Source organism: Zhengella sp., from assembly GCF_041397485.1.
GTDB lineage: Bacteria > Pseudomonadota > Alphaproteobacteria > Rhizobiales > Rhizobiaceae > Zhengella.
The window spans coordinates 260,640-285,951 of the sequence record NZ_JAWKWO010000005.1; the positions used below are offsets into that span (position 1 = coordinate 260,640).

The window sequence follows — 25,312 nt, forward strand, 5'->3', positions numbered from 1 at the left end:
CGAGCAGGCTCCCGTGGTCAGGCCATGCGGCGCTTGCGCTCGACCAGCTTGTGGATGAGCGGCGTGAAGATGAGCTGCATGGCGAGGTCGAGCTTGTCGCCGGGCACGACGATGGAATTGGCCCGCGACATGTAGCTGTCGTGCAGCATGGACAGCAGGTAGGGGAAGTCGATGCCGCGCGGATTGGCGAAGCGGATGACGAGGATCGATTCCGCCGGCGTGGGGATCCATCGCGCCACGAAGGGATTGGACGTGTCCACGATGGGCACGCGCTGGAAATTGATGTCGGTATGGGAGAATTGCGGGCAGATGTAGTGCACGTAATCGTGCATGCGGCGCAAGATGGTGTCGGTGACCGCCTCGGTGGAATAGCCGCGGGCGGCCTTGTCGCGGTGGATCTTCTGGATCCATTCCAGGTTGATAACCGGCACGACGCCGATCTTCAGATCGCCATGGCGGGCGAGATTGACCTTGTCGGTCACAGCGCAGCCATGCAGGCCCTCATAGAAGAGCAGGTCGGTGTCGCCAAATTCCTGCCATTCGGTGAAGGTGCCGGGCGCGGCGCCATAGCGTTCGGCCTCGTCCTCGTCATGGATGTAGTGGCGGGTGCGCCCCCTGCCCCGGCGGCCATATTCCTCGAAAACGCTTTCGAGAATTTCCAGTTCGTTCGCCTCGGCGGAGAAGTGCGTGAAGTCGCGGCCCTGCGCCTTTTCCTCGGCTATGCGTTGCTTCATGGCCTGGCGGTCGAAACGGTGGAAGGCGTCGCCCTCGATAAAGGCGGCGGTGACGCCCTCGCGGGAAAAGATCTTGCCGAAGGTCTCCTTGACCGTGGTCGTGCCGGCACCCGAGGAGCCGGTGATGGATATGATGGGATGCTTGGCGGACATGGGTTCTTCCTCAGACGCGGAACAGGCCGCGCTTGCCGAACAGCGGCGAGCGCTCCGAAATCATGGCGGGGTCGACGTGGTAGCGGGCGATACGCTCCACTTCGCCGGCTGAACCGAAGACCAGTGGCGTGCGCTGGTGCAGTGTGGCGGGCACGAGATCGAGGATGCGGTTGACCGTGTCGGTGGCCTTGCCGCCGGCCTGTTCGATCAGGAAGGCGATCGGATTGGCTTCGTAGACGAGGCGCAGACGGCCGGCCGAATAGCCCTTTCGCCTGTCGCCGGGATAGAGGAAAACGCCGCCGCGCACGAGGATGCGATAGGTCTCGGCGACCAGCGAGGCGATCCAGCGCATGTTGAAGTCACGTTCGCGCGGCCCGTCCGCGCCGGCCAAGCAATCATCGACATATAGGCGGACAGCATCCTCCCAATGCCGGTAATTCGATGCGTTGATGGCAAACTCGCCCGCCTTGTCCGCAATGGAAACCGAGCTGTAGGCCTCGACAAAATCGCCCAGTTTCGGCGTGTGGACAAAGATGCGCGTCCCGGAACCGACGGTCAGGACGAGCGCCAGTTGCGGCCCATAGATGAAGAAGCCGGCTGCAAGCTGGTGCCTGCCCGATTGCAGAAAGGAGGCTTCGGGTGCAACGCGCGGATCGCCCTCGACCGGCAGGACGGAAAAGATCGTGCCGATCGAGACATTGGTCTCGATGTTGGAGGAACCGTCGAGCGGGTCGATGGCCAGCGCCAGCGGCTTGTCGGGATCGAGCAGGATCGGAAAGTTGTTCTCCTCCGATCCGTAGAGGGCAACAGCCTCCTTGCGGGCAGCTTCCAGGAACATGCCGTCGGCCACCACATCCAGGTCCTTCTGGGTGTCGCCATCGGCATTGGTCTCGCCGCGGGAGGCCGCAAAGCCCTTGATGAGCGCGCCCTGCTTGGTGAGCTTGCGCACCTCGACGGCCTTGCCGGCCAGCCCCATGATGACGCCGGCGATCGCGCCGGCATGGGCGTGGCCGGCAAAGTCGCCGGATCGCAGGAATGCATGCAGTGTCTGTCCAGCCATGGGTGTCTCCTCCATGGCCGGAATGTGTGCAGGAACTTGAATGTTTGTAAAATTTATTCTATTATAAGATCGTGTAAAATATTTTTAGTTTATCGATGATCAACGCCTCGATCCGACAGTTGCGAACCTTGCTGGCGCTGCGCCAGCACCGCAAGATTTCCACCGCCGCGCAGGCGCTGGGGCTGACTTCGCCTGCGGTCACCATCCAGCTGCGCCAACTGGAGGAGGAGCTGGGTGCGCAGCTCTTCATCCGCACCCGCACCGGGACCATTCCCACCGAGGCAGGCCAGATCGCGCTGGAGGCGGCACAGCGGATCGTGGACGAGCTGGAAACGCTGGAAGAACGGATACTTGAGCAAAAGGGACTGAGGGCCGGCCGGGTGCGGCTGGGCGTGGTTTCGACGGGCAAATACTTTGCACCGCGCATCATCGCCGCCTTCACGGCGGCACATCCGGGCATTGACATAACCTTGACCACGGCCAACCGGACCGATGTGATCGCCATGCTGGAACGGCACGAAATCGACATGGCGCTGATGGGGCGTCCGCCGAAGCATTTCAGTGTCCAGGCCACGCTGTTCGGCGATCATCCGCTGGTGTTCATCGCCCATCCGGCCCATGCGCTGGCCCGCCGCCGCGACATTTTGCGCCAGGACCTGATCCGCCAGACATTCATCGTGCGCGAACGCGGCTCCGGCACACGCGCCTCCTTCGAGTTCTTCATGGCCGGCGAGGGCGGGGAGAGCGAACTGGCCATGTCGGAGATGGACTCCAACGAAACCATCAAGCAGGCCGTGATGGCAGGCCTCGGCATCGCGTTCATTTCCGGCCACACGATCGAGCACGAGATGCGCGCGGGCACACTGGCCGTGCTGGATGTCGAGGGCACGCCCATTCGCCGGCAATGGTTTTCGGTGCGCCATGGCGACCGCAGCCCCACGCCGGCCATGCTGGCACTGGACGATTTCCTGCGCCGCAAGGGGCCGCAATTGCTGCCGATCCTGGAAAAAACCTATCCGGTGGCATCGCTGGCTTGATCTGTGTCGTTGCCGCGAACCGGGATTGTCACGAAACTGTTGCAAGATGCGCTTTATCGAATGCGCAAGTCACGCGAATGCGGGGGAAAGGCAATGGACGACAACACCATCGACAGCGGAGCCATGGACTGGCTTGAAGCGGAACTGGCCGACACGCTGGACGAGGATTACGAACTGGAACTGGAAGATGCCGCGCTCTCCATGGAGATCAGGAAGATCTACCAGCGTGCCCATGGCGAGACCATTGCGCGCAAGGACTATTTCCGTGCATTGCTGCGCCTGCAGGCTGAACTGATCAAGCTGCAGGATTGGGTCGTCCATAGCCGCCAGAAGGTGGTGGTGATCTTCGAAGGCCGCGATTCGGCCGGCAAGGGCGGCGTCATCAAGCGCATCACGCAACGGCTCAATCCGCGCGTGGTGCGCACGGTCGCCCTGCCCGCGCCCTCGGACCGCGAGAAGACGCAGTGGTATTTCCAGCGCTATGTACCGCATCTTCCCGCCGGTGGCGAAATCGTCCTGTTCGACCGGTCCTGGTACAACCGGGCCGGCGTCGAGCGCGTCATGGGCTTTGCCACACCCGACCAGGTGGAGCAGTTTTTCCAGGACGTGCCGGAGTTTGAAAAGATGCTGGCCCGCGACGGGATAAAGCTGGTGAAATACTGGTTCTCCATCACCGACGAGGAACAGCAATTGCGCTTTCTCATGCGCATCCACGATCCGCTCAAGCAGTGGAAGCTTTCGCCGATGGACCTGCAGTCGCGGGTGCGCTGGGAGCACTATACCAAGGCCAAGGAGGAAACCTTCGCCCGCACGAACATTCCAGAAGCACCGTGGTATATCGTGGAAGGCAATGACAAGAAGCGCGCGCGGCTGAACTGCATCGACCACCTGCTCACGCTTTTCCCCTATGAGGATGTGCCCAGCGAGGAAATCACGCTGCCCGAAAGGGTGTTCAACCCGGATTATGAACGGGCCGTGCTGCCGCCGGAGCTTTATGTGCCGCAGAAATACTGACCGGCGGCCGCGGGACCGGCGGACGGGGCTGGCCGCGACCGGCGGTCAGCCCAGGTCCTTCAGACGCGCCAGGATTCTGTAGACATTGCGCTCGCTGATCCCCAGGCGCGCGGCCAGTTCCTGGCGATTGCCGCCGTGCCTGTCCATGAGCCGGGCGACATAGGCATCGCGCAATTCGTCAAGCGTCGGTTCGCTGGCGAATGACAGGGAGATGCCGGTCTTGTCCTTGCCGTCGCCTTCCGGCAGCGAGATGTGCTCGGGCAGGATCCTGGCGCTCCTGCCGGAAATGAGAAAGGCCCGCTCGACCACGTTTCGCAATTCCCGGATGTTGCCGGGCCAGCCATAGCGCGTGAGCGCCTTGAGCGCGGAGGGCGCGAACTGCTTGGCGATGTTGCGCGAGAACTTGCGGTTGGCGAGAAAGAACTCGGCCAGGGCGGGGATGTCTTCGCGGCGCTCGCGCAAGGGCGGCACCAGGATTTCGAACGGGGACAGCCGGTAGTAGAGGTCGCTGCGGAATTCCTGGCCATTGGCCATGGTGCGCAGGTCACGATTGGTGGCGGCGACAAAGCGAACGTCGGATTCGAGGTCACGTGTGCCGCCAAGGCGGCGGAACTTGCCCGTCTCGAGGACACGGAGAAGCTTGGCCTGGATGGCAGGGCTGATCTCGCCGATCTCATCGAGAAAAACCGTCCCGCCATCGGCGATCTCGATGAGACCTTCCTTGCGGCGGTCCGCGCCGGTGAACGAGCCGCGTTCGTGGCCGAAGAGTTCGGATTCGAAAAGCGTTTCCTGCAGGGACGCACAGTCGATGGCAACGAAATGCTTGTCGGCCCTGTTGGAATTGGCATGTACGGCCTGGGCCACAAGTTCCTTGCCGACGCCGCTTTCACCGAGAACCAGAACCGTCGTATCCGCTCCGGCGACGATTGAAATCATGCGCCGGACATCCTTGATGGCAGCGCTTTCGCCGATGATGTTCGGGCCGGCCGATGACTTCGCACGCGATTCCCAGAACTCGGCCGAGCGCCGCAGTTCGGCCTTTTCCAGCACGCGTGAAATGGCCAGTTCAAGGCTTTGACCCGAGACCGGCTTGACGAGATATTCCGAAGCGCCTGCCTTCACTGCCTCGACCGCCTGGGCGATGGAGCCGAAGGCGGTGAGGATGATGACGGGGCATTGTTGCGACAACTCGGGCAGGTAGTCGATCCCGTCCATGTCGGGCAGCCGCATGTCGAGCAGTGCCAGGGCGGGTTCGAATTCGCCAACGGCCCGGTCCGCATCCTTGCGTGACGTCACCCCGCGCGGCTCGAAGCCGAGCCGGGTCAACTGATCGACAAGCAGACGGTTGAGCGTGTTGTCATCCTCGATGACAAGCACACGGCCCGCATTGCGCGTCCGTGACCTGGTCCGCTCAGGCATCGGCAGCCGGCAAGACGATCATGAACTGCGTCCCCTTTCCCTCCACGCTGTCGACAGCGATCTCGCCGCCACAGTTCTCGACGATTGCCTTGCAGATGGACAAGCCAAGGCCGCGACCGGTCGTGCCATCGGCACGCCTGCTCCAGAAGGGCAGAAATATCCTGTCAAGGTCATCGGCGGCAATGCCCGTTCCGGTGTCGCGGAAGCGCAGAATGACGCGGGCGCCGGCGCTCTCACCGTCAATACGGAATGTCCCGCCTCGCGGCATGGCGTGAATAGCGTTCTGCGTGAGATTGACCGTGATCATGCGCAAGTCGCCATCGGAGGCAAGAACGCGCAATCCCGGCTCGATTTCCAGTTCCCATGCGATGCCGGCCTGTTCGAACTGGAAGGAAAGAAGCGCCATCACGTCCGGGATGAGGGAATTGAGGGAAACAAGTTCCTTCTCGCGCGGCGGTTCGCTGAGGCGCATCAGGCTGTCGGTCACGCTCAGGCATTTTTCGATCTCGGTTCTTGCGATGTCGATGTAATGCCTGTGGGCCTGCGGCAGCGCCTTGTCCGGCAAGGACTCCTGGATGGCGGAGAGCGCCAGTTCGATGGAGGAAAGGGGATTGTGAATCTCGTGCGCGACGCCGGTTGCCAGGAGACCGATTTCCGACAGGCGTTGCTTCTGTGACATGACAACATCCTGTGACAGGTCGCGCACGGATTCCACGACGCACCGGGTAATGCCTCGCGTCGACGGGACATCGGCACGGGCAGCCGAAACCTCGACAGAAACCTGCCTGCCGCCGCTCGCCAGATGAACGTCGGTGAACTTGACAGCGGAGCGTGCCGGATCACGCAACGCCACGACAGGACAGGTGACAAGCGTCTGCGGACAGGGTTCACTGCGCCCGTGGCTGGAGCGGTAGCATTTTTCGCCGATCACCTGCTCCTTTGCTCGGCCGATCTGTGCGCAATAGGCATCGTTTGCCTTGACGATATTGAACGTGTCATCGATCACGCGCACGCCGTCGGGGATCGAATCGATGACGGTTTGCAACGACCTCTCGGCGTGCGCGACGTGATCGACCATGGTTTCCACCCGGTCCGCCATGCGGTTGAACGCCTGTGCGCAGCCTGCAACCTCGTCCTCGCCCTGAACAGGCGCGCGCGTATCCAGCGCGCCACCGGCAATGCGTTCGCTTGCGTCGCGCAAGAGGGACACGCGGGCCAGGACCAGACGGTCGATGGCAAGCCAGATTCCCAGTCCGCTGGCAAGAATGACAACAAGACCGCTGATTCCGAGGACACCGGCGGTACGCCACGCGCTGGCCCGGATTCCGGCTGCATCATAATCGACGACAAGCACGCCGTTGATGGGGCTTTCGAGCTGTGTACCGTGGCATTCCTTGCAGGCTGGCTGATTGTGAACCGGATTGATCGAACGAAGCCATTGCCCTCCCTGCGCACCCTGCGTGAAGACGGTCCTTGGCGTCCTGTCCGCCAGCGCCGCTGCGATCTCGTCGTCGCGAAGCCGGGCTCCGGGCCTCGTGTCCGTTGAGGAGAAGCGCACTTCACCGTCGGGATCAAGGATCATGACACCGGCGATCCCTTCCTGCATTCCAAGACGCTTGACGATCCCGCTCAGGCCGGGAATGTCCCGCTTGAGCATCGCGTTTTCCAGCGTGGCTTCGAGCAGATGGTTCACTTCAAGTGACGCCCGGGCATGCTCGTCGAGCAACTGGCTGCGGTAGAAACCGAGTACGAGCGCAAGAAAGCAAAGCGATACGACGGTGAGGATGGCAACCAGCAAGACAAGGAAACGCCGGCTCAACCGGGCCTTCACAAAGGCGGGGAAACCAGCCGGGACATCTGGCGATGTCATGGCATGACCTGGAACAGCTTGGCGTGATGGTTTGTCTTCTGACATGTCGGGCAAAGCCGTGATTCGGACACGCGGACGCACGGCTGGTGATAACCCGCCCCGCATGCCGCACACGTCAAATGGTGTAGCGCGATCGCTCCGGTTTTGCCAGTTCCCCCCTTTTCGATGTCAATCGCCTTGCTGTCGCAGGCTGCCGCGCATAGCCCGCAGCCGGAACAGGCATCCGGCACAAGTTCATAGGCAGCCCCTGTCGTGTCATTCTTTACGAGCCGGATGGCGCCTTCGGGGCACACGCGGGTGCACATGTCGCAGCCGATACAGGCTTCGGCGTCGATGTGCGGAACAGCCTGGCAGCGTGCCTCGCCATCGCCTGCCGGCCTGTTGAGCAGCAGCCTGACGAGGGCCTGTCTGCGCCATGTCCTTTCTTGACCGGCATGCGCAACGGCGCCCAGAAGAAGGCGGCGGCGCGCGGCGTCTGGCCGGTCGGGGGCCTGATATTCCTGCAACCGCGGCGGCTGATCCTGCGCATCGTCGACGGCGAGTGTGGCAAGGCCGCGGCTTTCCATCATGGCATTGAAGAGGGCGAGCGTGTCGTCAAACCCGCCGGGACGGCCAAGGTCACAGCGCGCGCAATCGCCTATCCGGATGTCGAGCTGACCTATGCCGCGCGCGTGCAGCCCGGCCAGCGCGGCGAGATCGATAGCATGGATGCAAGGCACTGTTGCCCATTCCGGCTGGTCCGACCGCCGGCAAATCGCCAGCGCGCTTGCGGCCCGGCCGGGACCGGCAGGTCGTTCGGGAAGTGCGGGAACCATGTCGATGGCCGCCGGAGGACAGACAGGCTGGCAAAGGCCGCAGCCCGTGCAAGCCTGCGTATCGATACCCAGGCAATCCTCGTCCTGCACGATTGCGCCCTGCGGACAGACATTCTTGCAAAGCTGGCATTCGGCAGCAATGTCTCCGCCCAGAAGGCATCTGTCCGGATCGATGTCCGGTGTTGCCGGAAGCCGATCCGGCCAGCGTGGATTGCGGGGACCGAAGAGCCGCAGCATGCCTCTACCAGCTTTCGGCCAGCCCGGGCATGTAGCGGATTTCGTCCGGCGCAGCCGTGGCGGCACAGGACGGTTGCGGAAGTGCCGCAACCTGGCGTGCCAGACCCGTGCCCTGCTCCAGACGGTCGCGGACCTCGTCGACCGCCGCATGGGTCAGGCGGGCGAACGCGCGATAGAAGGGCGTGCGTGCGCGCGCACCAATCCGGGCGGCAAATTCCGGCAACCAGGCGAGGAGCCCGCCATCCAGGAAACGGGCGGCATCGGCCAAAGCTTCCGGGTCGCCGGTACGCAGCAGATGCGCCAGGAACTGGAGCTGGTGAACAATATTGTCGTCCGGCCGCTTGCGCCAATCCGGCACCTCGACACCATAACGCCGGTACCATGACCGCGTGTCGAACATGGGGCCCTGACGCTCCAGCCCCTCTTCCGTCAACCAGACAGAACCGTTCGGCGAAATGCGGTAGGCATGGGTCAGGTAGATATCAGCATAATCGGAGGCCAGATCATCATGCGCGATGCCGGTCAAAGGGTCCGGGAGGGCGTCCAAGGCACCCTCCAGGGCGGAGACCCCTTCTTTCGCCATTGCCGAGCCGAGTACATCGCCGATCCATTGCGAAAGACCGTTGGCGCGCCATCCGTCAATGAAGGCGGCGTCGACTTCGCGGTCGTGAATGCGCGCAAGCACGTCAATAACATCCGCAAGGCCGGCAAGGTCTCCGGGCGCCGCCGGCGCATTTGCTCCATCGGCCGTCATTTCGAAACGATCCCCTTGGAGTGGGGCACGAACACGATTGACGGATTGGTGAGTTCGGGATCGGCCATGGAATGGACCTGGTCGACAACCTGATCGAGCGGGCCGCGGGCCTTGGTCTCGTAGCTTCCGTCCCGCAACTGGTCGATCGGCCCGATGTCGAGGACGCGCATCATGCAGGCGCTCACGCAATAGGGCTTGCGCCCGGCCTCAAGTTCGTCAATGCACATGTTGCACTTCTTGACGACATTGTCCTCCGGGTCGAATTGCGGGGCACCGAAGGGACAGGCCGCCTCGCATTTGCGGCAGCCGATGCAGAGCGTGGAATCGATGTCCACCACACCATTGTCCGCGCGCTTGAAGATCGCACCCGGGGGGCAGGCCGGAAGGCAGGCCGGTTCGGCGCAATGGTTGCACGACATGTTGATCTTGAATGCGAAAACCTCAGGATAGGTGCCGCCTTCGATATATTGCACGCGGCGAAAACGCGGACCCGGCGCCAGACCGTTCTTGTCCTTGCAGGCGATTTCGCAGGCGCGGCAGCCAATGCAGTCCACGTTGTTGTGGATGAAGCCGAGCTGCATGTCGGGCACGACGGGTTCATAGATCTCGCGCTTGCGCTTCTTGACCGCGGCCTTGATCTTCGTCTTGTCGAGTTGCTGAGCCATCAGGTTTCTCCGTTCGCAAGGTCAGAGGTCACGGCGGAAGACATGGCTTCGCGACGTCGCCAGTTCATCCCAGCCCGGCTTGTGTTCGAGATCCGTCTTGCGGATATTGGCGAGCACGGTGTTGTAGGCAAACGCGCCAGCCGGGCTTGGCTCGTCCAGCGTCAGGAAGTCCGGGTTGCCTGCCCTGTCCACGCCATTTTCATCCAGGTCCATCCATGCGCCTTCGAACAGGACCGCCACGCCGGGCATGCACCGTTCGGTGACGTAGACAGGCGTGACCACCTTGCCCCGCTCATTCCAGACCTCGATCGTATCGCCGGTCTTGATGCCGAGCCGCGCGGCATCCGACGCATTCATCGTCGTTTCCTGCGAGTAGGTCTCCCGCAACCAGCCGATATTGTTGAAGATCGAATGCGTGCGGTGGCGCGGATGCGGGGAGATCAGGTGGAAGGGATAGTCCTTCGTCTTGTCGCTGCCCAGATATTCCCAGGGCTCGATCCATTTCGGAATGTATGGAATCTCGTAGCCGTATTGCGTCCGTTTCCAATCGGTGATCTGCGCCAGTTGCGTGGAGAAGATCTCGATCTTTCCGGATGGTGTCGGAAATGGCACGCCCTGCTCGACCTGCTCGCGAAAGGCCACGTGTGGCTCGGAGAGACGGAACTTGTACACGCCGCGCCGCTTGAATTCCTCCCAGGATATGTCGACGTGCTGGTGAGGGATGACCTTCTCGTTCCACCAGGCGGCCAGGTAGGATTCGTCCACCGGTTCGGGGTTGTTCCAGTAGTCCGGTGTGGAGCGCGGATTATAGGCCTGGCCGAAGCCGAGCTGGTAGGCGAACTCCGTGAATATCTGGAAGTCGGTCTTGGATTCCCCCAGAGGCTCGATAACCTTGGGCCGGTGGATGTAATAGTGTCCCTTGTACCAGGGCAAAGCCACGTCATGCCGCTCGAAATGCGTTGCCACGGGCAGCAGGTAATCGGCCCATATTCCGGTCGGCGTGATGGTGGAATCCATGCAGACCAGCAGGCTCTCGCCTTCACCATAGGAATCGAGCTTTCGGATTGCCTCGATCTCCTTGTTGATGTTGGTGAGCTGGTTGAGCCAGTCCGACCCTTGCCAGAAAATACCGCGAATGTTCGGAATGACGCCGTCCATGTTGTCGCCGCGCGGCCACAGGCCGATCTCTTCGCGCGAGACATTCGGATAGTTCAGGACACAGTGCGCCCAACGGTCCGACTTGATGGAAGCGTACCAGATGTTCGCAAACTGGTCGTATGGATAGGCAACAGCCTCGGCATGCCAGGCCTTGCCAACGCCTTCGGCGCAACCGCCCAACACACCGATATTGCCGGTCATCGCCTGCAGGGCGGCGGCCATCCTGTTGTACTGTTCGCCATAGGCGTTGCGGCCCGGACCCCATGACGCCTTCAGCGCTGCCGGCTTCGTCGTGGCATACATTTCCGCGAGCTTGCGGATATCGTCTGCCTTGACGCCGCAGATGTCCGCCGCCCAGTCCGGTGTCTTGGGCTGGCCGTCATAGGTGCCCATGATGTAGTCGCGGAAATTTTCCTTGTCCTGCGCCCAATCGGGCATGGTGCCCTTGTCCATGCCAAGGACGAAGCGGTCGATATAGTCCTGGTCGTGCAGATTCTTCTCGAAGATATGGAACGCCATGCCCGCGAGCATGGCCGCATCGGTGTTCGGCTTGATCGGAATCCACCAGGCGTCATAGGCAGCCGCCGAGTCCGTGTATTGCGGGTCCACAAGGACGAACTTGCATCCGCGCTGCTTGGCGAGCCGCATGTAGTAGAAGGTATTGCCGCCATGAAACGTGTAGGCCGGGTTCCAGCCCCACATGATGATCAGCTTGGAATGGGCAAAGGCATCGTCCTCGTTGCCATCCTGGATCGTGCCGAAGGTCATGCGCGACGAGAAGGTCGTGCCCTGATAGGAGGGAACCGACCAGGATGAGGTACGGCAACCGAACATGCCGAGGAAGCGGGCGAGGAGACCCTCGATCTGGTCCGACTTGTGCAGGACGCCGTAGGATGCACCGGCATAGGACTGGTCAAGGAGTGCGGTCGGGCCGTATTTCTCCTTCAAATGGACCATCCGCTCGGTGATTTCCTTGGCGGCTTCGTACCAGCTGATGCGCTTGAACTTGCCTTCGCCGCGCTTGCCGACCCGCTTCATGGGATAGAGAAGGCGCTCTGGCGAATAGAGGCGGGACCGGTAGGACCGTCCGCGGAGGCAGGCACGCAATTGCGGCATTTCCTCCGTATCTGTTCCGTAGGCATCGCCCTGATAGGTGCCGTTGTCGGTCGACAGACGTACAATCACATCGCCCTTCTTGTGCGCCACGAGCATGTGACGCGAGCCGCAATTGTGCGCGCAGCTCGTGACGACCGTGGTCAGGTCGTCATCGCGCGGGTAGGGCTCATAGGCGAAGGCGCTGGCCTGGCGCGTCCCGCTCGCGGAAACCAGGGCGGTTGCTGCCGTGGCTGCGGAGGATTTCAGAAAGGTTCTGCGGCTGACATCGCTGAACGGTGCCGCGATCGGGCGGGTATCCATCTTGGTCATGGCTCTGTGCTCCTCACTTCGCCGCCGACGGCTGCAAGCGGTATTCTTCCTTGGATTGGGTGGGGCGATCCTTCGCCCAGTCCGGTGTCTCGGGATCCATGTCTGGCCAGGGGTGGCGCGGATAGGGATAGGAAATGCGGTACCATTGCCGGCCGCCGTGGCATCCGTAGCAGGTGTCCGATCCGGCGAGAGCCGCTTCCTCGATGCCTTCGGGATTGAGGTAGGTAACCTGGTGGCGGACCGTGCGGAACAGTTCCGCATGACAGGTGAGGCATCCGTTCGGATTTTCCTCGTCCTCCATGTCGCCACGGATTTCATGCCAAGGTCCGTAGAGGCCCATGATGTTTTCCGGATCGGGCATGGCACCATGACACAGCAGGCAGGTTTCAGACGGATTGACCATCTTCCTGTTGGTAAATGCCGGCGTCACGGGATCCGCGCTGAAGGCGGCCTTTCCGGGCACCATGTCCGGCGATTCCTCGCGCGGGTCGTTGCCCTTGTGGCAGAAGTTGCATTCCAGGTTCATGACCTGTTTTGCAAACGGGCTCTCGATATGCCGCCAGTGAAAAGTCTGCTGCTCACCTTCGTAGGTATCGAGTGTCTGATACCATGCCAGCGTGTCGATGGCCTTCACGCCCGCCGGCGATTCCTCAAGCGGCTTGCGCTCCAGGATCTCCTGATGGCAGACGAGGCAGTCCTGGCTGCTTGCCGTCTCTATGGCCGGCGAAAAATGCAGCGGGTGATAGCGTGCACGCTGATGGTCAAGCGTCCTGGCCTCATCGGTCAGCGCAGCGATGCGCGCCGCGAGTGCGGCATTCTCTTTCGTGGCCATGGCCCTTGGATCTGCGGATTGGCCGGCGCCGGCCAGAACAGTCGCGCCCGGACTTTCGGAGCTAGGTGACGCGTCAGTCCGGCCGGCGCCGGGAATGCCGGATAGCCCCCTATTCGCATCCGGCATTTCGGTAAGGGCCGAAGGTGTCGCATGGCCATTGGCCAGCACGCGCCTCTCTTCGGCCGAATTCGGATCGATCTGGTGAAGCGAAGCCTGCTTGTTGTGCTCCATGCCATTTTCCGGCCCGGGAATGGTCAGGGCGGCCAGAACGACTACGGCGAAAACGCTCGAGGACAAAATTGCGAGGCCATGGGCGATGCGGCTTTGTTTCATGACATTTGCTTCACAGATTTGAGGGGCAAGAAAGGGAGGCGGTATACCGCCTCCCCGCTCTGGCGTTTGTGGCGATCAGTTGTTGCCGGTCATGCCGCCCATACCGGACATGCCGGACATGCCACCCATGCCGGACATTCCGCCCATACCGGACATGCCACCCATGCCGGACATGCCGCCCATACCGGACATGCCGCCCATACCGGACATGCCGCTCATTCCACCCATGCCAGGATAGGTCCACTGCGTGCAGACCCAGCCGCCGGCATTACCGGACATACCGGACATGCCACCCATGCCGGACATGCCGCCCATGCCGGACATGCCGCCCATACCGGACATTCCGCTCATGCCGCCCATACCGGACATTCCGCTCATGCCGGCACCCATGGCCGGAGCGACCGCCAGCAATGAAGCGCTGCACAGTGCGGCCAGAACGGCCTTCTTGATGTTGCTCGACTTCATTTCACTCTCCTCTATGTTGAAGACACGGCCGGCATCCCGCCTGGCTCTGTGTGAGTCAGCCGGGTGAACCCGGCTGGAAAAACGAGGTATCCCCCTCCGGCAACCGGTCAGTCAGCCTGATGCCAATTGCGGATGTCGTAATGACCAGTCATTCCGGGGTGATTGAACGGCGTGTACCAAGCACCCTGATCGGCCATGAATCCAAGGCCGGACGGGTGGGGTTCGGCGATGCCGTGCATCACCCGTTCATTCCAGTTCGCCGGCTTTACGAATGCCGTGACATGTGGCGCATCCTCCGGCCGTCGGTCGGGTTGAACCCCGGCAATGAAGACGTCTTGCGCAACCGCACTGTGTGCAAGCGCCAACACCACAACACAAGCAAGCCACGGAACCTTTCCGGTGAATGACATTTGAAAGCCCCCTTTTCTCCACCAGCATCCGAACCGCCGGTTGCTGGCATGCCAAAGGTCAGCAAGAAGCGCGCCAATTGCAGCCATTGCGCTAACCATCTGGTAACAAATGGCTTTTCTCGGGACCGCCGCCAGCCTCACGAAAAACGGATCGCTTTCGGGTGACACTTTGTCAGCCGGTTCTTGCGGCGCCAGAAAATGCGGCGGAAATTCAATCGGTTAAGACATGCCAAATTGGCAGCGGCAGGCGCCGGACCTGACAGAACCGTCAGGCCGCCCCCCCCCTGCCACAGGCCGGAAATACGCTTCCTGCGCGGTATTGCGGGTTGGTTTCCCGGATGCATGGCGGCGCGGAATTGCCTGCTGCCAGCCGCCGCCAAGGCATTGTCCATGCGCAGAGGCCGGCAACGGCCAAGGTGCGGCCGGTCAGCTTGACAATGCCCTGCCGAGCGCCCCGGCACAATCGCATACGGCCGAACGTGCAAGGTCGATGTCCAGCCCGCCCAGTCCGACAACGCCAATGGCGCAATCCAGCCGCGGTCGGCTGCCGCCCGGAATGCGCACCGGACAGGCCAGCCCCACGGCGCCCTTCTGCAATTGTCCCCGTGTCAGGCTGTAGCCATCCTTTCGGGCCTGGCGGACAGCCTCATCTTCTCCGGGCTGTTCCGGGCGGCCTGACAGTATGGCGATTCCCGCAGCGCCCCTTGTCAACGGATGGCGGCTGCCGACACGGTAGGATATGTCGAGAAAGCTGTCGGGGGGCGCGGCGGTGACCACGGCCACGCCTTCCTCGCCATCGGCGATGGACAGAAAGGCGGCGGCAGCGACCCGGCGGGCGAGCGCTTCGACCAACGGACGCGCCAGCAGACGCAGATTGCCTTCCGCCATCGCACCCAGAGGAATGACACCGCTGCCCAGCGCAATGCGCCCGTCCGGCAGCCGGCTTACCATGGCGTGATCCTCGAGTGTCGCCACGATACGATAGGCAATGGCCCGGTGCACGCCCAGCGCCTCCGCCAGTTCGGCAATCCTCATGCCTCCAGCGGCATGCGAGACAAGACGCAAGGTCACCAGGCCGCGATCCAGTGTCTGCAATTTCGCCTTTTCCGCCATTGTCCAGGACGCTCCGTTTGCCGCGGCTTGACGGGCGCTGGCCGCCCTCCCTATGCTTCGCATATAAAGAACATTCCGTGCGATTATCGCACATATGTCAAGGGAAAGCGGTCATGAGCGAATTGCGACATCCAAGCGATACGGGATGCCCTGTTTCCCATGGCGGCGCGAACACCTGCCCGGCAGAGGACATGGCCGCCGCATTCGACTTTTTCGAGGGGCCCTATCTGGCAGACCCCGCGGAAGCGTTGCGCTGGTCGCGCGAGCGCTTGCCGGTCTTCTTCAGCCCGCAACTGGGCTATTGGGTCGTCACCCGCCATGACGACATCAAGGCGGTTTTCCGGGACAACATCCTGTTTTCGCCCCGCAATGCGCTGGAGAAGATCACGCCGGCCAGCCAGGAGGCGATGGATGTGCTGGCCTCCTATGGCTATGCCATGAACCGGACCATGGTGAACGAGGACGAGCCGGCCCACATGGCGCGACGGCGTGTGCTGATGGACCATTTCCTGCCGGAAAACCTGGAAACCAAGCAGGACATGATCCGCCGGTTGACGCGCGAGAAGATCGACGCCTTCATCGATTCCGGCCATGTCGATCTGGTGGACGCCATGCTCTACGAGGTGCCACTCACCGTTGCGCTGAATTTCCTCGGCGTTCCGGAGGACGATGTGGCGACGCTGCGCCGCTTTTCCGTGGCGCACGCGGTGAACACGTGGGGGCGGCCATCGCCGGAGCAGTAGGTTGCGGTTGCCCATTCGGTGGGGAAGTTCTGGCAATATGCCGGCGACGTGATCGAGCGGATGCGCGGCGAGCCGGACGGTACCGGCTGGATGCATGACACGATCCGCAAGAACGCGCTCATGCCGGAGATCGTGACCGACAGCTATGTCCATTCCATGATGATGGCGATCATCGTGGCCGCGCATGAAACCACGGCGCTGGCTTCGGCCAACATGTTCCGGACCCTGCTGACGCATCGCGATGCGTGGGACGACATTTGCGCCGATCCGTCACTGATCCCCAATGCGGTGGAGGAATGCCTGCGCTTCTGCGGCTCCATCGTGGCCTGGCGGCGCGAAACGACAGGGCCGGCAACGGTCGGCGGCGTCGACCTGCCGGAGGGCGCCAAGCTGCTGATCGTGATGGCGTCCGGCAACCAGGACGACCGGCATTTCGAGGACGGAGACCGGTTCGACATCTATCGCGACAATGCCGTGGAGCATCTGAGTTTCGGCTATGGCAGCCATCAGTGCATGGGAAAGAATATCGGGCGCATGGAAATGCGCATCTTCCTGGAAGAGATGACGCGGCGCCTGCCGCATCTGCGGCTGGCTGAACAGGACTTCACCTATCTGCCCAACACCTCGTTTCGCGGTCCGGACCATGTCCGGGTGGAATGGGACCCGGCCGCCAACCCGGAACGGACCGACCCTTCAATCAGGGAACGGCAACGGCATTTTCCGGTTGGCGCGCCGGAGCGCAAGGCGATCGCGCGGCGGGTGACCGTCACGTCCGTCCGGCGCGAAGCGGACGGCGTGCTCGGCCTGACGCTGGCCGACGCGAAGGGCAGGGCCTTGCCGGCCTGGAGCCCGGGCGCGCATGTGGAACTCGTGGTTGACGGTTTCGACCGCAAGTATTCCCTGTGCGGACGGCCCGGGCGCAACGCTTACGAACTGGCCATCCTGCGCGAAGAAGACGGGCGCGGCGGTTCCCGCCATATCCACGAGGCGGTGTGTGAAGGCATGGAATGCAAGCTGCGCGGCCCGCACAATCTTTTCCGTCTCGATGAAAGCGCGCCGCATCACCTTCTGGTTGCCGGAGGGATCGGCATCACGCCCCTCATCGCCATGGCCGACCGGCTGAAGGCACTGGGCAAGGCCTATGCAATCCACTATTGCGGGCGTTCGCGATCCGGCATGGCCTTCCTCGACCGGCTTGCGGCGGACCACGGAGCGGTGCTCACCCTGCATGTGACGGACGAAGGAAGCCGGGCCGACCTCGCCGCGCTCGTGGCCGGGCTGCCGACCGGTGCGCATATCATGGCCTGCGGGCCCGATCGCATGATCGCCGCTCTGGAGGGGCTGACGGCGGCCTTGCCGGACGGCACCCTGCATTTCGAGCATTTCGGCACTGCGCTGGGAACGCTGGACCCTGAAAAGGAACAGGCATTCGACGTGCATCTGCGCGATTCCGACCTGACACTCACCGTCGGTGCCGACACAACGCTGCTGGATACGCTGCGCGCGGCAGGCATCGACATTGCCTCGGATTGCTGCGAAGGGCTTTGCGGCTCGTGCGAGGTGGGTGTGATCGACGGCGCGATCGACCATCGCGACCGGGTGCTGAGCAAGGCGGAACGGACGGACAACACGCGCATGATGGCCTGCTGCTCGCGCGCCGCCGATGGCGGCAGGATCACGCTGGCATTGTAGGCCTTGTGTCCGGCCGGTCCGGTTTCTTCCCGCGAAGAAATTCCGGCACGCACCCGCCTGCCGGGTATCGGTTCTTCCCGCTGACCGCTAAATGATCAGCAACGAATCCGTTCGCGCTCCGTGCGTCGCAGGCCACGCCGGCGACAGGTTCGTCGCCGAAGCCATCCGACATCGGGCATGTCATTGCCGAGCCAGGGAAATCTGTGTTGTTTACCCGCCCGCAAACGCGACCGACGATCGAAACAGACCGGCTGCTGCTTCAACCGATCGGTCCTTTCGCATTGGCGTGCCGGACCTATCACTGGACGAAACATCCCGAACTGTTCCTCTATATCGGAATGCGGACCTCCGGCTGGACCTTCAGGCGTTACTACCGGGACCTCCGCGCCCGGGCGCGCCGATCAAAAGGGGAGATGAGAAGCATCATCGAGAAGGCCACGGGGAAACTGGTCGGCCTGCACCTCATCCATGTGTCATCAGGTACCGCCTCCACCACGATCATCATAGGCAAGGACCATTGGGGCTCGGGTTTCCATCAGGAAATCGGCCCGGTGATCATGGACCACTGTTTTCACGTTCTCAACGTCGTGAAAATCTCCAATTCGGTTGCGGCCGGGAACACTCGGTCGGCAGCCAACATGGAGCGGTTCGGTTACCTGCTGGAAGGCCGCCTCCGCCTGGAGTTCCCGCTGCGCGACGGCACCCTGGACGACAAGCTCGTCTACGGTATCACCCGCGCGGACTGGGAAACACTACAGCACAAGACCGGCCGCCAGGCTTCCTGAGCGCGGCACCGGAAGCCGGCCAACCTGCCAGGCGGCATGCATGGCCATCGCGGCCGCAGGCTCTCATTCAGGAAACATGAAAAGGAAGTGGTGCCCAGGGGCGGAATCGAACCACCGACACGCGGATTTTCAATCCGCTGCTCTACCAACTGAGCTACCTGGGCACATGGTGCCGGACCTTCCGGTTGCGGCGGCCGGCGGCGTTGGTAACCCGTCGGCGATGGCGGGCGTTATATCACGAGATTTGCCGCTGGCAAGCGCTTGCCTTGCATTTTTCCAAGCTCATTTGCAGGCGCCGGCACCGGCCGGGGCAAACCGCGGCCATGACATTGTTTTCAAACGCGTTTCAAAGGGCGTCGCAAAGCGGGTTGTCCGTGCGGATACGCCCTGCGGATCGGTAGCGGCTGCTCAGTCGCCGTCTTGCGGATCGGGATCGGTGTTTTCCTCGGCCTCGGTCACCGGAATGGCATAGGAGCCGGAGAGCCAGCGGTTGAGATCGATATCCTTGCAGCGCGAAGAACAGAAGGGATAGGTGTCGCGCGCCGAGGGCTTGCCGCATTCCGGACAGGCGCGTTTCGGGCGCAGTGGCGTCACCTTGTTGTCGGCGCCGGGCACGGTCACACCTGCGGGCTGCCGGACAGCCAGTTGAAATGCACCTTGAACCCCTCCCCCGTCAGAAGGCCGACGGTCTCGTAGAGCGGCAGTCCGACGACATTCGTATAGGAGCCGACCAGCTTGACGACGAAGGTGCCGGCAAGTCCCTGAATGGCATAGCCGCCCGCCTTGCCGCGCCATTCGCCGGAGGCCAGATAGCTTTCCAGTTCCTCGCGCGACAGGCGCTTGAAGCGCACCCGCGTTTCCACCAGCTTCGTGCGGATCTTTTCCTGCGGGGTGACAAGGCAGATGCCCGTATAGACCCGGTGCGAGCGGCCTGACAGCAGGCGCAGGCTGTTGGCGGCCTCGTCCAGCATTTCCGTCTTGGGCAGGATGCGCCGCCCGACGGACACGACCGTGTCTGCGGCCAGCACGTAGGGATGGTCGAATTCAGGTTCCGCCTTCAGCGAAGCCAGCGCCTTTTCCGCCTTTTCCCGGCAAAGCCGCTTGGCCAGCGAGCGTGGATGCTCGGCACGCTGCGGCTCCTCGTCGATATCGGCCGGCATGAGCCGGTCCGGTTCAATGCCGGCCTGCTGCAGCAGTTCCACCCGCCGCGGCGAACCGGAGGCCAGGACAAGCTTCTGGAAAACGCTCATGACGGGTTACAATCCTGTCGGCGGCCGGCGTTTCGTGTCCGGACGCGTTACTTGAAGCGGTAGGTGATGCGGCCCTTGGTCAGGTCGTAGGGCGTCATCTCGACAAGCACCTTGTCACCGGTCAACACGCGGATGCGGTTCTTGCGCATCCGGCCTGCCGTGTGGGCAATGATCTCGTGATCGTTTTCCAGTTTGACGCGAAACATCGCGTTGGGCAGCAATTCCGTCACCACCCCGGGAAATTCCAGGACTTCTTCCTTCGCCATGCGTAACCTTTTCTTGTCGAATTCGTATCGGCGCCAAATTTTCGGCGGAACCTATATGATTGCCGCCGGATTGTGAACACGCTTATTTGCCGCTCCCTCCGGCGGGCGGGAGCGCGAACCGCTGCCTGATCTTGGCTTCCAGGAGGTCGCGCACATCCCGGTAGGCGCCGAGGATCCGGTCGCGGGTGCCCCGTGTATCACTGGGATCATGCAGAGGCCAGTATTCCAGGTCGCCGGCATGGGTGCGCATCATCTCGACGGCCTTGTGATGGGCTTCCGGCGACAGGGAAATCACAAGATCGAAGTAGTCGTCTTCGAGCTCGTCCAGCGTCTGCGGCAGACGGCTGCCGAGGTCCAGCCCGCGTTCGGCAAGAACAGCGTCCACGAAGGGGTCGCGCTCGCCCTTGCGCACACCGGCAGAGGCGACATAGGTGCCCTGCGGCAAGATGGAGCGGGCCAGTTGCTCCGCCATGGGCGAACGAATCGCGTTCAGGGAGCAGAGAAACAGGACCGAGCCGGGACGCGCCGTCATCCGCCGCTCCGCCTATCCACGCCAATGCAGGACGCAAACGAGCGTGAACAGCCGCCGCGCGGTATCGAAATCCACCTCGATCTTGCCGTCCAGGCGATCCATCAGCGTCTGCGATCCTTCATTGTGAAGCCCGCGCCGTCCCATGTCGATGGCCTCGATCTGCGCCGGTGAGGCAGAACGGATCGCCTCGTAATAGCTCTCGCAGATCATGTAGTAATCCTTCACGATCCGCCGGAAAGGCGTCAGCGACAGGATGTGGGTGATGACCGGATCGCCATTCTCGCGGGTGACCTCGAAGACCAGACGCGATTCGACCAGCGACAGCTTCAGCTTGTAGGGCCCGTCGCCGGTATCGCTGACCGGCCGGAAGCTGTTTTCCTCGACAAGGTCGAAGATCGCCACCGCGCGCTCGTGCTCTACATCCGGCGTGGAACGGCCGATGGATTCGTCGAGCACCACGTCGACGAGCCGCGCCGTATCGCCGGAGGCCGCCATCAGGCGCCGCCTGCCCGGTTCATGCGAATGGCAACCGAACGCCCATGGGCGTCCAGCCCTTCCGCTTTCGCCAGCGCGATCGCAGCCGGCCCCAATTCGGCCAACTGGTCGGGTCCGAGCTTGAGGATCGAGGTCCGCTTGACGAAATCCAGCACCGAGAGGCCCGAGGAAAAGCGCGCCGAGCGGGCCGTGGGCAGCACGTGATTGGAGCCACCGACATAGTCGCCGATGACCTCCGGCGTGTGGCGGCCCAGGAAGATGGCGCCGGCATTGCGAATGCGCGCGGCCAGCGCTTCCGGGTCGGCGGTGGCGATTTCCAGATGCTCGGCGGCGATGCGATTGGCCAGCGGCACGGCATCGTTCAGGGTTTCGACCACGACAACGGCGCCGAAATCGCGCCAGGACGCAGCCGCCGTCTCGCTGCGGCCCAGCGATTTCAACTGGCGCTCCACGGCGTCCTGCACGGCCTGGCCAAAAGCGGCATCATCGGTCATCAGGATCGACTGGGCGGCCGTGTCGTGCTCGGCCTGGGCCAGCAGGTCGGCGGCGATCCAGTCCGGATCGTTCTCGCCATCGGCGATGACCAGCACTTCCGACGGGCCGGCGATCATGTCGATGCCGACCGTGCCGAAAACCTGGCGCTTGGCGGCGGCAACATAGGCATTACCCGGACCGACAATCTTGGAAACAGGCCGGATCGACTCCGTGCCATAGGCCAGCGCGGCCACCGCCTGCGCTCCGCCGATGCGATAGATCTCCGACACGCCGGCAAGGCGTGCAGCGGCCAGCACCAGCGGATTCATCCGGCCATCGGGCGTGGGCACGACCATGACAATCCGCTCGACACCGGCCACGTTCGCAGGCACCGCGTTCATCAGCACGGAGCTGGGATAGCTGGCGGTGCCGCCCGGCACATAGAGGCCGACCGCTTCCACAGCCGTCCAGCGCGAACCCAGTTCCACGCCAATGGCGTCGACATACCGGTCATCCCGCGGCATCTGGCGTTCGTGGTGCGAGCGGATGCGGTCGCGCGCCAGTTCCAGCGCCGCCATCGTCTGGGGTTCCACGGCCGCGACGGCGGCGTCCACGTCGGCTGCGCTGACGGCCAGGCCGGTTGAGGTGAGGTCGGTGCGGTCAAAACGGCGCGTGAAATCCATGACGGCGGCATCGCCATCGCGCCGCACCGCCGCGATGATATCGCGCACGGCGGCATCGACATCGGCCGACACTTCCCGTTTGGTTGCAAGAAAGGCGGAAAACCGGCTTTCGAAATCCGGTTCCGTCTGCCTCAATGTGATGGCCATCGCTTCTGCCCGTGTCCTAACCTTCGCCGCCGTCCCTGTCGTGATCCGGCCGGGCAAGCGTTTCCCATGCCGCGCCGATATCCGTCAACTGGACTTCGATGCATTCCACCTCCAGGCGGATTGCCGCACCGCCGGAAAACGTGAGTTCGATCGCGCCGGCAGGCTCCTCGCCACGGTGAAACGAGACCGCAAGCAGGTTGAGCACATCATCGCCCTTCGCACGGTCGATGCCGGAGGAGCGCACCGACGTCACGCGCTTGACGGCCAGCACCGAACGCCGGCGTTCGCCGCGACGGTCGAAGAAGCCCTGCTTCTTCTCCCATACGTAGCGGTTCATCTCCAGAACGAACGATCCGCTGGCGGGATCATGGGCGAGATCGGCGACGCGCAACACGGCATCCTGCACATAGGCGGACATGATGCGCAGGTCTTCCCTGTCGAAGGCGATCAGTTTCAACGGCTTCATGTTCCGGCCAAGGCCCCGCTCGTTTCGCTCCGGCCATTTCCACCAACGGCAATGGCCCATGACCCTAGTTAGGCCCGGCTGGCGCCGTGCGCAACCGCGAAGAACGTATCAGCCGGAGACGCGCTCGATCTCGGCGCCGCAGCCCGAAAGCTTTTCCTCCAGCCGCTCGAAGCCGCGGTCGAGGTGGTAGACGCGGTTGACCTCGGTGACGCCCTCGGCGGCAAGACCGGCGATGACAAGGGCCGAGGATGCGCGCAGATCGGTCGCCATGACAGGCGCGCCCTTGAGGCGGGGAACGCCCTCGACCCGGGCCACCTGCCCCGAAAGCGAGATGCGCGCTCCAAGGCGCGCCAGTTCCTGCACATGCATGAACCGGTTTTCAAAGATCGTCTCGGTGATGTGCGAGACGCCGCCGGCGCGCGTCATCAGTCCCATGAACTGGGCCTGCAGATCGGTCGGGAAGCCGGGATAGACCTCTGTCGTGACGTCCACCGGCCGGATGACATCGCCCGCATGGCGGGCAACGCGAATGCCGCCATCGACGGCCTCGACGGTGGTGCCGGTCGCGCGAATCCTGTCGAGCGCCGTCTCCAGCAGGTCGGTCCGCGCGCCTTCCAGCAGCACGTCGCCGCCGGTCATGGCCACGGCCATGGCATAGGTTCCCGTCTCGATCCGGTCCGGAATGACCGCGACATGGGCGCCGGACAGGCGCTCGACGCCGTCAATGCGAATGGTTGGCGTGCCTGCGCCTTCAATGCGCGCACCCATCGCGTTCAGGCATTCGGCGAGATTGACGATCTCGGGCTCGCAGGCCGCATTCTCGATCAGCGTTTCTCCGCGGGCCAGGCTGGCGGCCATGAGCATGACATGGGTGGCGCCCACGGAGACCTTGGGAAAGGCGAAGCGGTTGCCGCGCAGGCCGCCCTTTGCGCGGGCCTGAACATAACCGTTCTCGATATTGATCTCGGCACCCAGCGCAGCCAGCCCGTCGATGAACAGGTCGACCGGGCGCGTGCCGATGGCACAGCCGCCGGGCAGCGAGACATTGGCCTCGTGCATGCGGGCCAGGAGCGGGCCGATGACCCAGAAACTCGCGCGCATCTTGGATACGAGTTCATAGGGCGCGGTGGTATCGACGATGTTGCGGGCGGTAAAATGAATGGTGCGGGAATAGCCCTCGCCCTGTCTCTCGCGGCGGCCATTGACCATGTAGTCGACACCGTGATTGCCCAGGATCCGCGTCAACTGCTCCACGTCGGCCAGATGCGGCACGTTTTCCAGCGTCAGCGTGTCATCGGTCATGAGCGAGGCGATCATCAGCGGCAGGGCCGCGTTCTTGGCACCGGAAACCGGGATCACCCCGCTCAGCGCATTTCCGCCTTTGATACGTATCCTGTCCATGGGCTCCCGCCATCGCGATGGGTGGATGCCGGGCTTTCCGGCCGAGCGGATGCTCTAGACCATCGCCCATGGCGGTTCAAGGAGATGGTGGATGCATTGTTAATGGCCGGATCAATGGTGCGCGACCAGCCGGCGCCGGCCGCTACCGGTCTTCGTCCGGTCCCGGCCCGTCAGCCGCCGGCAGGCCGGACGGACGCGGATCGGTTTCACCGGCACGGCGGGCACGCGACTGCGCCTTGCGCCGCTGCAGATTGGCACGAAGCTGTGCGGCGAGGCGCTGCCTGCGCTCCTCCGCCGGGGTTTTCCCGTCCTTGTTCCCATCCTGTGCCATCGGTGCCGGTCTTCGCTGATCCACCCCGTTGCTGTCTCTTGGACCGGAGCGGTTTTCATGGCAAGGTCGCAGACGAAAAAACTGTGCCGGCAGTGCTTGCGCACCGGCCGTCTCTGTGGCAGAAGTCCGCCGCATCGAAGAGCGCTGCCGTAGCTCAGGGGTAGAGCACTCCCTTGGTAAGGGAGAGGTCGAGAGTTCAAATCTCTCCGGCAGCACCATTAAAAATCCCTCAAAATCAATTTCTTGCGGCTGCAAACTGGCTGCGGCGCGCCTGCTTGCTCTGTTGTCCATTCTGTAAGAAGCGGAACGCTGGACGAACCCGCAGCCGCCTTCGGGGAGCGGTGGGGGGGGAAGTCGGGGGCGGCTGTTCTCCATCCGCACGCGCATGACGATGCGACGTTTCCAATGCTTGTGCCTGAATTTCTCAATACCGCCGGACTGGCTGACGGTCCGGCGGCGGTCAGGCCGGTTATCGAAATCGCTTATTCGCTTATAAGTTCAGTTCGCCATATCCGCGTTTTCGAATTCTGGCGCCGCCGGCCTTTCAGGCGGT

26 protein-coding genes and 2 tRNA genes are annotated in these 25,312 nt (G+C 63.0%); 6 read left to right on the forward strand and 22 right to left on the reverse strand.

What is annotated here, in order from left to right; translation table 11 throughout:
• Positions 1-17: 17 nt before the first annotated feature.
• Together R3D65_RS16105 and R3D65_RS16110 are read right to left on the reverse strand one after the other, a co-directional pair.
• Positions 18-887 (reverse strand): phosphoribulokinase, encoded by an 870-nt coding sequence (locus R3D65_RS16105; RefSeq protein ID WP_371276283.1) that lies wholly within the window; start codon positions 885-887, stop codon positions 18-20.
• A 10-nt stretch (positions 888-897) separates the two neighbouring features.
• Positions 898-1,947 (reverse strand): class 1 fructose-bisphosphatase, encoded by a 1,050-nt coding sequence (locus R3D65_RS16110; protein WP_371276284.1) that lies wholly within the window; start codon positions 1,945-1,947, stop codon positions 898-900.
• A 95-nt stretch (positions 1,948-2,042) separates the two neighbouring features.
• Between R3D65_RS16110 and R3D65_RS16115 the strand changes: the two genes are divergently transcribed.
• Together R3D65_RS16115 and ppk2 are read left to right on the forward strand one after the other, a co-directional pair.
• Positions 2,043-2,984 carry a LysR substrate-binding domain-containing protein gene (locus R3D65_RS16115; RefSeq protein ID WP_371276285.1) on the forward strand — a complete coding sequence of 314 codons (942 nt, stop codon included), beginning with the start codon at positions 2,043-2,045 and terminating at the stop codon, positions 2,982-2,984.
• Positions 2,985-3,077: 93 nt separating this feature from the next.
• Complete coding sequence (gene ppk2, locus R3D65_RS16120; RefSeq protein WP_371276286.1) at positions 3,078-3,998, forward strand: polyphosphate kinase 2; 921 nt, start codon at positions 3,078-3,080, stop codon at positions 3,996-3,998.
• A gap of 45 nt (positions 3,999-4,043) precedes the next feature.
• On the opposite strand, the gene R3D65_RS16125 is transcribed toward ppk2, so the two are convergent.
• From R3D65_RS16125 to R3D65_RS16170, 10 genes are all read right to left on the reverse strand, one after another.
• Positions 4,044-5,417, reverse strand: a complete 1,374-nt coding sequence (locus R3D65_RS16125; protein WP_371276287.1) for a sigma-54-dependent transcriptional regulator — start codon at positions 5,415-5,417, stop codon at positions 4,044-4,046.
• A complete protein-coding gene (locus R3D65_RS16130) occupies positions 5,410-7,236 on the reverse strand; it encodes an ATP-binding protein (protein WP_371276288.1) in 1,827 nt (608 codons plus the stop codon). Before R3D65_RS16130 ends, R3D65_RS16125 begins: the two co-directional genes overlap by 8 nt.
• A gap of 47 nt (positions 7,237-7,283) precedes the next feature.
• Entirely contained in the window at positions 7,284-8,339 is a 1,056-nt protein-coding gene (locus R3D65_RS16135) for a 4Fe-4S dicluster domain-containing protein (RefSeq protein ID WP_371276290.1), read from the reverse strand.
• Positions 8,340-8,343: 4 nt separating this feature from the next.
• Complete coding sequence (locus R3D65_RS16140) at positions 8,344-9,093, reverse strand: molecular chaperone (RefSeq protein ID WP_371276291.1); 750 nt, start codon at positions 9,091-9,093, stop codon at positions 8,344-8,346.
• Positions 9,090-9,758, reverse strand: coding sequence for a 4Fe-4S dicluster domain-containing protein (locus R3D65_RS16145; protein ID WP_371276292.1), 669 nt, complete (start codon positions 9,756-9,758; stop codon positions 9,090-9,092). The genes R3D65_RS16140 and R3D65_RS16145 overlap by 4 nt, the downstream gene beginning before the upstream one ends.
• Before the next feature lie 21 nt (positions 9,759-9,779).
• Positions 9,780-12,341, reverse strand: a complete 2,562-nt coding sequence (locus tag R3D65_RS16150; RefSeq protein ID WP_371276293.1) for a molybdopterin-dependent oxidoreductase — start codon at positions 12,339-12,341, stop codon at positions 9,780-9,782.
• A gap of 13 nt (positions 12,342-12,354) precedes the next feature.
• Positions 12,355-13,506 carry a hypothetical protein gene (locus R3D65_RS16155; RefSeq protein WP_371276294.1) on the reverse strand — a complete coding sequence of 384 codons (1,152 nt, stop codon included), beginning with the start codon at positions 13,504-13,506 and terminating at the stop codon, positions 12,355-12,357.
• A 75-nt stretch (positions 13,507-13,581) separates the two neighbouring features.
• Entirely contained in the window at positions 13,582-13,971 is a 390-nt protein-coding gene (locus R3D65_RS16160; RefSeq protein WP_371276296.1) for a hypothetical protein, read from the reverse strand.
• Between the two features lie 107 nt (positions 13,972-14,078).
• Complete coding sequence (locus R3D65_RS16165) at positions 14,079-14,468, reverse strand: hypothetical protein (protein ID WP_371276297.1); 390 nt, start codon at positions 14,466-14,468, stop codon at positions 14,079-14,081.
• Between the two features lie 339 nt (positions 14,469-14,807).
• Positions 14,808-15,494, reverse strand: a complete 687-nt coding sequence (locus tag R3D65_RS16170) for an IclR family transcriptional regulator (RefSeq protein WP_371276298.1) — start codon at positions 15,492-15,494, stop codon at positions 14,808-14,810.
• Between the two features lie 113 nt (positions 15,495-15,607).
• On the opposite strand from R3D65_RS16170, the gene R3D65_RS16175 reads away from it, so the two are divergent.
• The 3 genes from R3D65_RS16175 (at position 15,608) to R3D65_RS16185 (ending at position 18,714) form a co-directional block, all read left to right on the forward strand.
• Positions 15,608-16,237 (forward strand): hypothetical protein, encoded by a 630-nt coding sequence (locus R3D65_RS16175; RefSeq protein ID WP_371276299.1) that lies wholly within the window; start codon positions 15,608-15,610, stop codon positions 16,235-16,237.
• A gap of 18 nt (positions 16,238-16,255) precedes the next feature.
• The gene (locus R3D65_RS16180; RefSeq protein ID WP_371276300.1) at positions 16,256-17,929 is read left to right on the forward strand and encodes a cytochrome P450; all 1,674 of its coding nucleotides are present in this window, start codon (positions 16,256-16,258) and stop codon (positions 17,927-17,929) included.
• 206 nt (positions 17,930-18,135) lie between these two features.
• Complete coding sequence (locus R3D65_RS16185; protein WP_371276301.1) at positions 18,136-18,714, forward strand: GNAT family N-acetyltransferase; 579 nt, start codon at positions 18,136-18,138, stop codon at positions 18,712-18,714.
• An 88-nt stretch (positions 18,715-18,802) separates the two neighbouring features.
• Here the strand turns inward: R3D65_RS16185 and R3D65_RS16190 are convergent.
• From R3D65_RS16190 to R3D65_RS16235, 10 genes are all read right to left on the reverse strand, one after another.
• Positions 18,803-18,878, reverse strand: a tRNA-Phe gene (locus tag R3D65_RS16190).
• A 244-nt stretch (positions 18,879-19,122) separates the two neighbouring features.
• Positions 19,123-19,335: a DNA gyrase inhibitor YacG gene (gene yacG, locus R3D65_RS16195; RefSeq protein ID WP_371276302.1), complete on the reverse strand. Its 213-nt coding sequence runs from the start codon at positions 19,333-19,335 to the stop codon at positions 19,123-19,125.
• Positions 19,332-19,964: a Maf-like protein gene (locus tag R3D65_RS16200; protein WP_371276303.1), complete on the reverse strand. Its 633-nt coding sequence runs from the start codon at positions 19,962-19,964 to the stop codon at positions 19,332-19,334. Before R3D65_RS16200 ends, yacG begins: the two co-directional genes overlap by 4 nt.
• A 47-nt stretch (positions 19,965-20,011) precedes the next feature.
• The gene (gene infA / locus R3D65_RS16205) at positions 20,012-20,230 is read right to left on the reverse strand and encodes a translation initiation factor IF-1 (RefSeq protein ID WP_094075588.1); all 219 of its coding nucleotides are present in this window, start codon (positions 20,228-20,230) and stop codon (positions 20,012-20,014) included.
• Between the two features lie 82 nt (positions 20,231-20,312).
• Positions 20,313-20,762, reverse strand: a complete 450-nt coding sequence (locus R3D65_RS16210; protein ID WP_371276305.1) for a low molecular weight phosphatase family protein — start codon at positions 20,760-20,762, stop codon at positions 20,313-20,315.
• Between the two features lie 12 nt (positions 20,763-20,774).
• Complete coding sequence (locus tag R3D65_RS16215; RefSeq protein ID WP_371276307.1) at positions 20,775-21,257, reverse strand: UPF0262 family protein; 483 nt, start codon at positions 21,255-21,257, stop codon at positions 20,775-20,777.
• Complete coding sequence (gene hisD / locus R3D65_RS16220) at positions 21,257-22,561, reverse strand: histidinol dehydrogenase (protein ID WP_371276308.1); 1,305 nt, start codon at positions 22,559-22,561, stop codon at positions 21,257-21,259. The genes R3D65_RS16215 and hisD overlap by 1 nt, the downstream gene beginning before the upstream one ends.
• A 16-nt stretch (positions 22,562-22,577) precedes the next feature.
• Positions 22,578-23,027 (reverse strand): DUF2948 family protein, encoded by a 450-nt coding sequence (locus R3D65_RS16225; protein ID WP_371276309.1) that lies wholly within the window; start codon positions 23,025-23,027, stop codon positions 22,578-22,580.
• Between the two features lie 108 nt (positions 23,028-23,135).
• Positions 23,136-24,428, reverse strand: coding sequence for a UDP-N-acetylglucosamine 1-carboxyvinyltransferase (murA, locus tag R3D65_RS16230; protein WP_371276310.1), 1,293 nt, complete (start codon positions 24,426-24,428; stop codon positions 23,136-23,138).
• A 142-nt stretch (positions 24,429-24,570) separates the two neighbouring features.
• On the reverse strand, positions 24,571-24,759 hold the full coding sequence (locus R3D65_RS16235) for a hypothetical protein (RefSeq protein ID WP_371276311.1): 189 nt from the start codon (positions 24,757-24,759) through the stop codon (positions 24,571-24,573).
• Between the two features lie 143 nt (positions 24,760-24,902).
• Here R3D65_RS16235 and R3D65_RS16240 point away from each other — a divergent pair.
• Positions 24,903-24,977: transfer RNA gene (locus R3D65_RS16240), tRNA-Thr, on the forward strand.
• Positions 24,978-25,312 lie beyond the last annotated feature (335 nt).

Excerpts from the sequence above, each read along its gene's own strand:
- R3D65_RS16115 (WP_371276285.1), top strand. The coding sequence starts at position 2,043 with ATGATCAACGCCTCGATCCGACAGTTGCGAACCTTGCTGGCGCTGCGC.
- R3D65_RS16155 (WP_371276294.1), bottom strand. The coding sequence starts at position 13,506 with ATGAAACAAAGCCGCATCGCCCATGGCCTCGCAATTTTGTCCTCGAGC.
- hisD (WP_371276308.1), bottom strand. The coding sequence starts at position 22,561 with ATGGCCATCACATTGAGGCAGACGGAACCGGATTTCGAAAGCCGGTTT.
- ppk2 (WP_371276286.1), top strand. The coding sequence starts at position 3,078 with ATGGACGACAACACCATCGACAGCGGAGCCATGGACTGGCTTGAAGCG.
- R3D65_RS16210 (WP_371276305.1), bottom strand. The coding sequence starts at position 20,762 with ATGACGGCGCGTCCCGGCTCGGTCCTGTTTCTCTGCTCCCTGAACGCG.
- murA (WP_371276310.1), bottom strand. The coding sequence starts at position 24,428 with ATGGACAGGATACGTATCAAAGGCGGAAATGCGCTGAGCGGGGTGATC.
- R3D65_RS16170 (WP_371276298.1), bottom strand. The coding sequence starts at position 15,494 with ATGGCGGAAAAGGCGAAATTGCAGACACTGGATCGCGGCCTGGTGACC.
- R3D65_RS16105 (WP_371276283.1), bottom strand. The coding sequence starts at position 887 with ATGTCCGCCAAGCATCCCATCATATCCATCACCGGCTCCTCGGGTGCC.
- R3D65_RS16165 (WP_371276297.1), bottom strand. The coding sequence starts at position 14,468 with ATGGCTGCAATTGGCGCGCTTCTTGCTGACCTTTGGCATGCCAGCAAC.
- infA (WP_094075588.1), bottom strand. The coding sequence starts at position 20,230 with ATGGCGAAGGAAGAAGTCCTGGAATTTCCCGGGGTGGTGACGGAATTG.
- R3D65_RS16135 (WP_371276290.1), bottom strand. The coding sequence starts at position 8,339 with ATGCTGCGGCTCTTCGGTCCCCGCAATCCACGCTGGCCGGATCGGCTT.
- R3D65_RS16225 (WP_371276309.1), bottom strand. The coding sequence starts at position 23,027 with ATGAAGCCGTTGAAACTGATCGCCTTCGACAGGGAAGACCTGCGCATC.
- R3D65_RS16160 (WP_371276296.1), bottom strand. The coding sequence starts at position 13,971 with ATGAAGTCGAGCAACATCAAGAAGGCCGTTCTGGCCGCACTGTGCAGC.
- R3D65_RS16215 (WP_371276307.1), bottom strand. The coding sequence starts at position 21,257 with ATGGCGGCCTCCGGCGATACGGCGCGGCTCGTCGACGTGGTGCTCGAC.
- R3D65_RS16110 (WP_371276284.1), bottom strand. The coding sequence starts at position 1,947 with ATGGCTGGACAGACACTGCATGCATTCCTGCGATCCGGCGACTTTGCC.
- R3D65_RS16145 (WP_371276292.1), bottom strand. The coding sequence starts at position 9,758 with ATGGCTCAGCAACTCGACAAGACGAAGATCAAGGCCGCGGTCAAGAAG.
- R3D65_RS16175 (WP_371276299.1), top strand. The coding sequence starts at position 15,608 with ATGAGCGAATTGCGACATCCAAGCGATACGGGATGCCCTGTTTCCCAT.
- R3D65_RS16150 (WP_371276293.1), bottom strand. The coding sequence starts at position 12,341 with ATGACCAAGATGGATACCCGCCCGATCGCGGCACCGTTCAGCGATGTC.
- R3D65_RS16200 (WP_371276303.1), bottom strand. The coding sequence starts at position 19,964 with ATGAGCGTTTTCCAGAAGCTTGTCCTGGCCTCCGGTTCGCCGCGGCGG.
- R3D65_RS16235 (WP_371276311.1), bottom strand. The coding sequence starts at position 24,759 with ATGGCACAGGATGGGAACAAGGACGGGAAAACCCCGGCGGAGGAGCGC.
- R3D65_RS16140 (WP_371276291.1), bottom strand. The coding sequence starts at position 9,093 with ATGACGGCCGATGGAGCAAATGCGCCGGCGGCGCCCGGAGACCTTGCC.
- R3D65_RS16125 (WP_371276287.1), bottom strand. The coding sequence starts at position 5,417 with ATGCCTGAGCGGACCAGGTCACGGACGCGCAATGCGGGCCGTGTGCTT.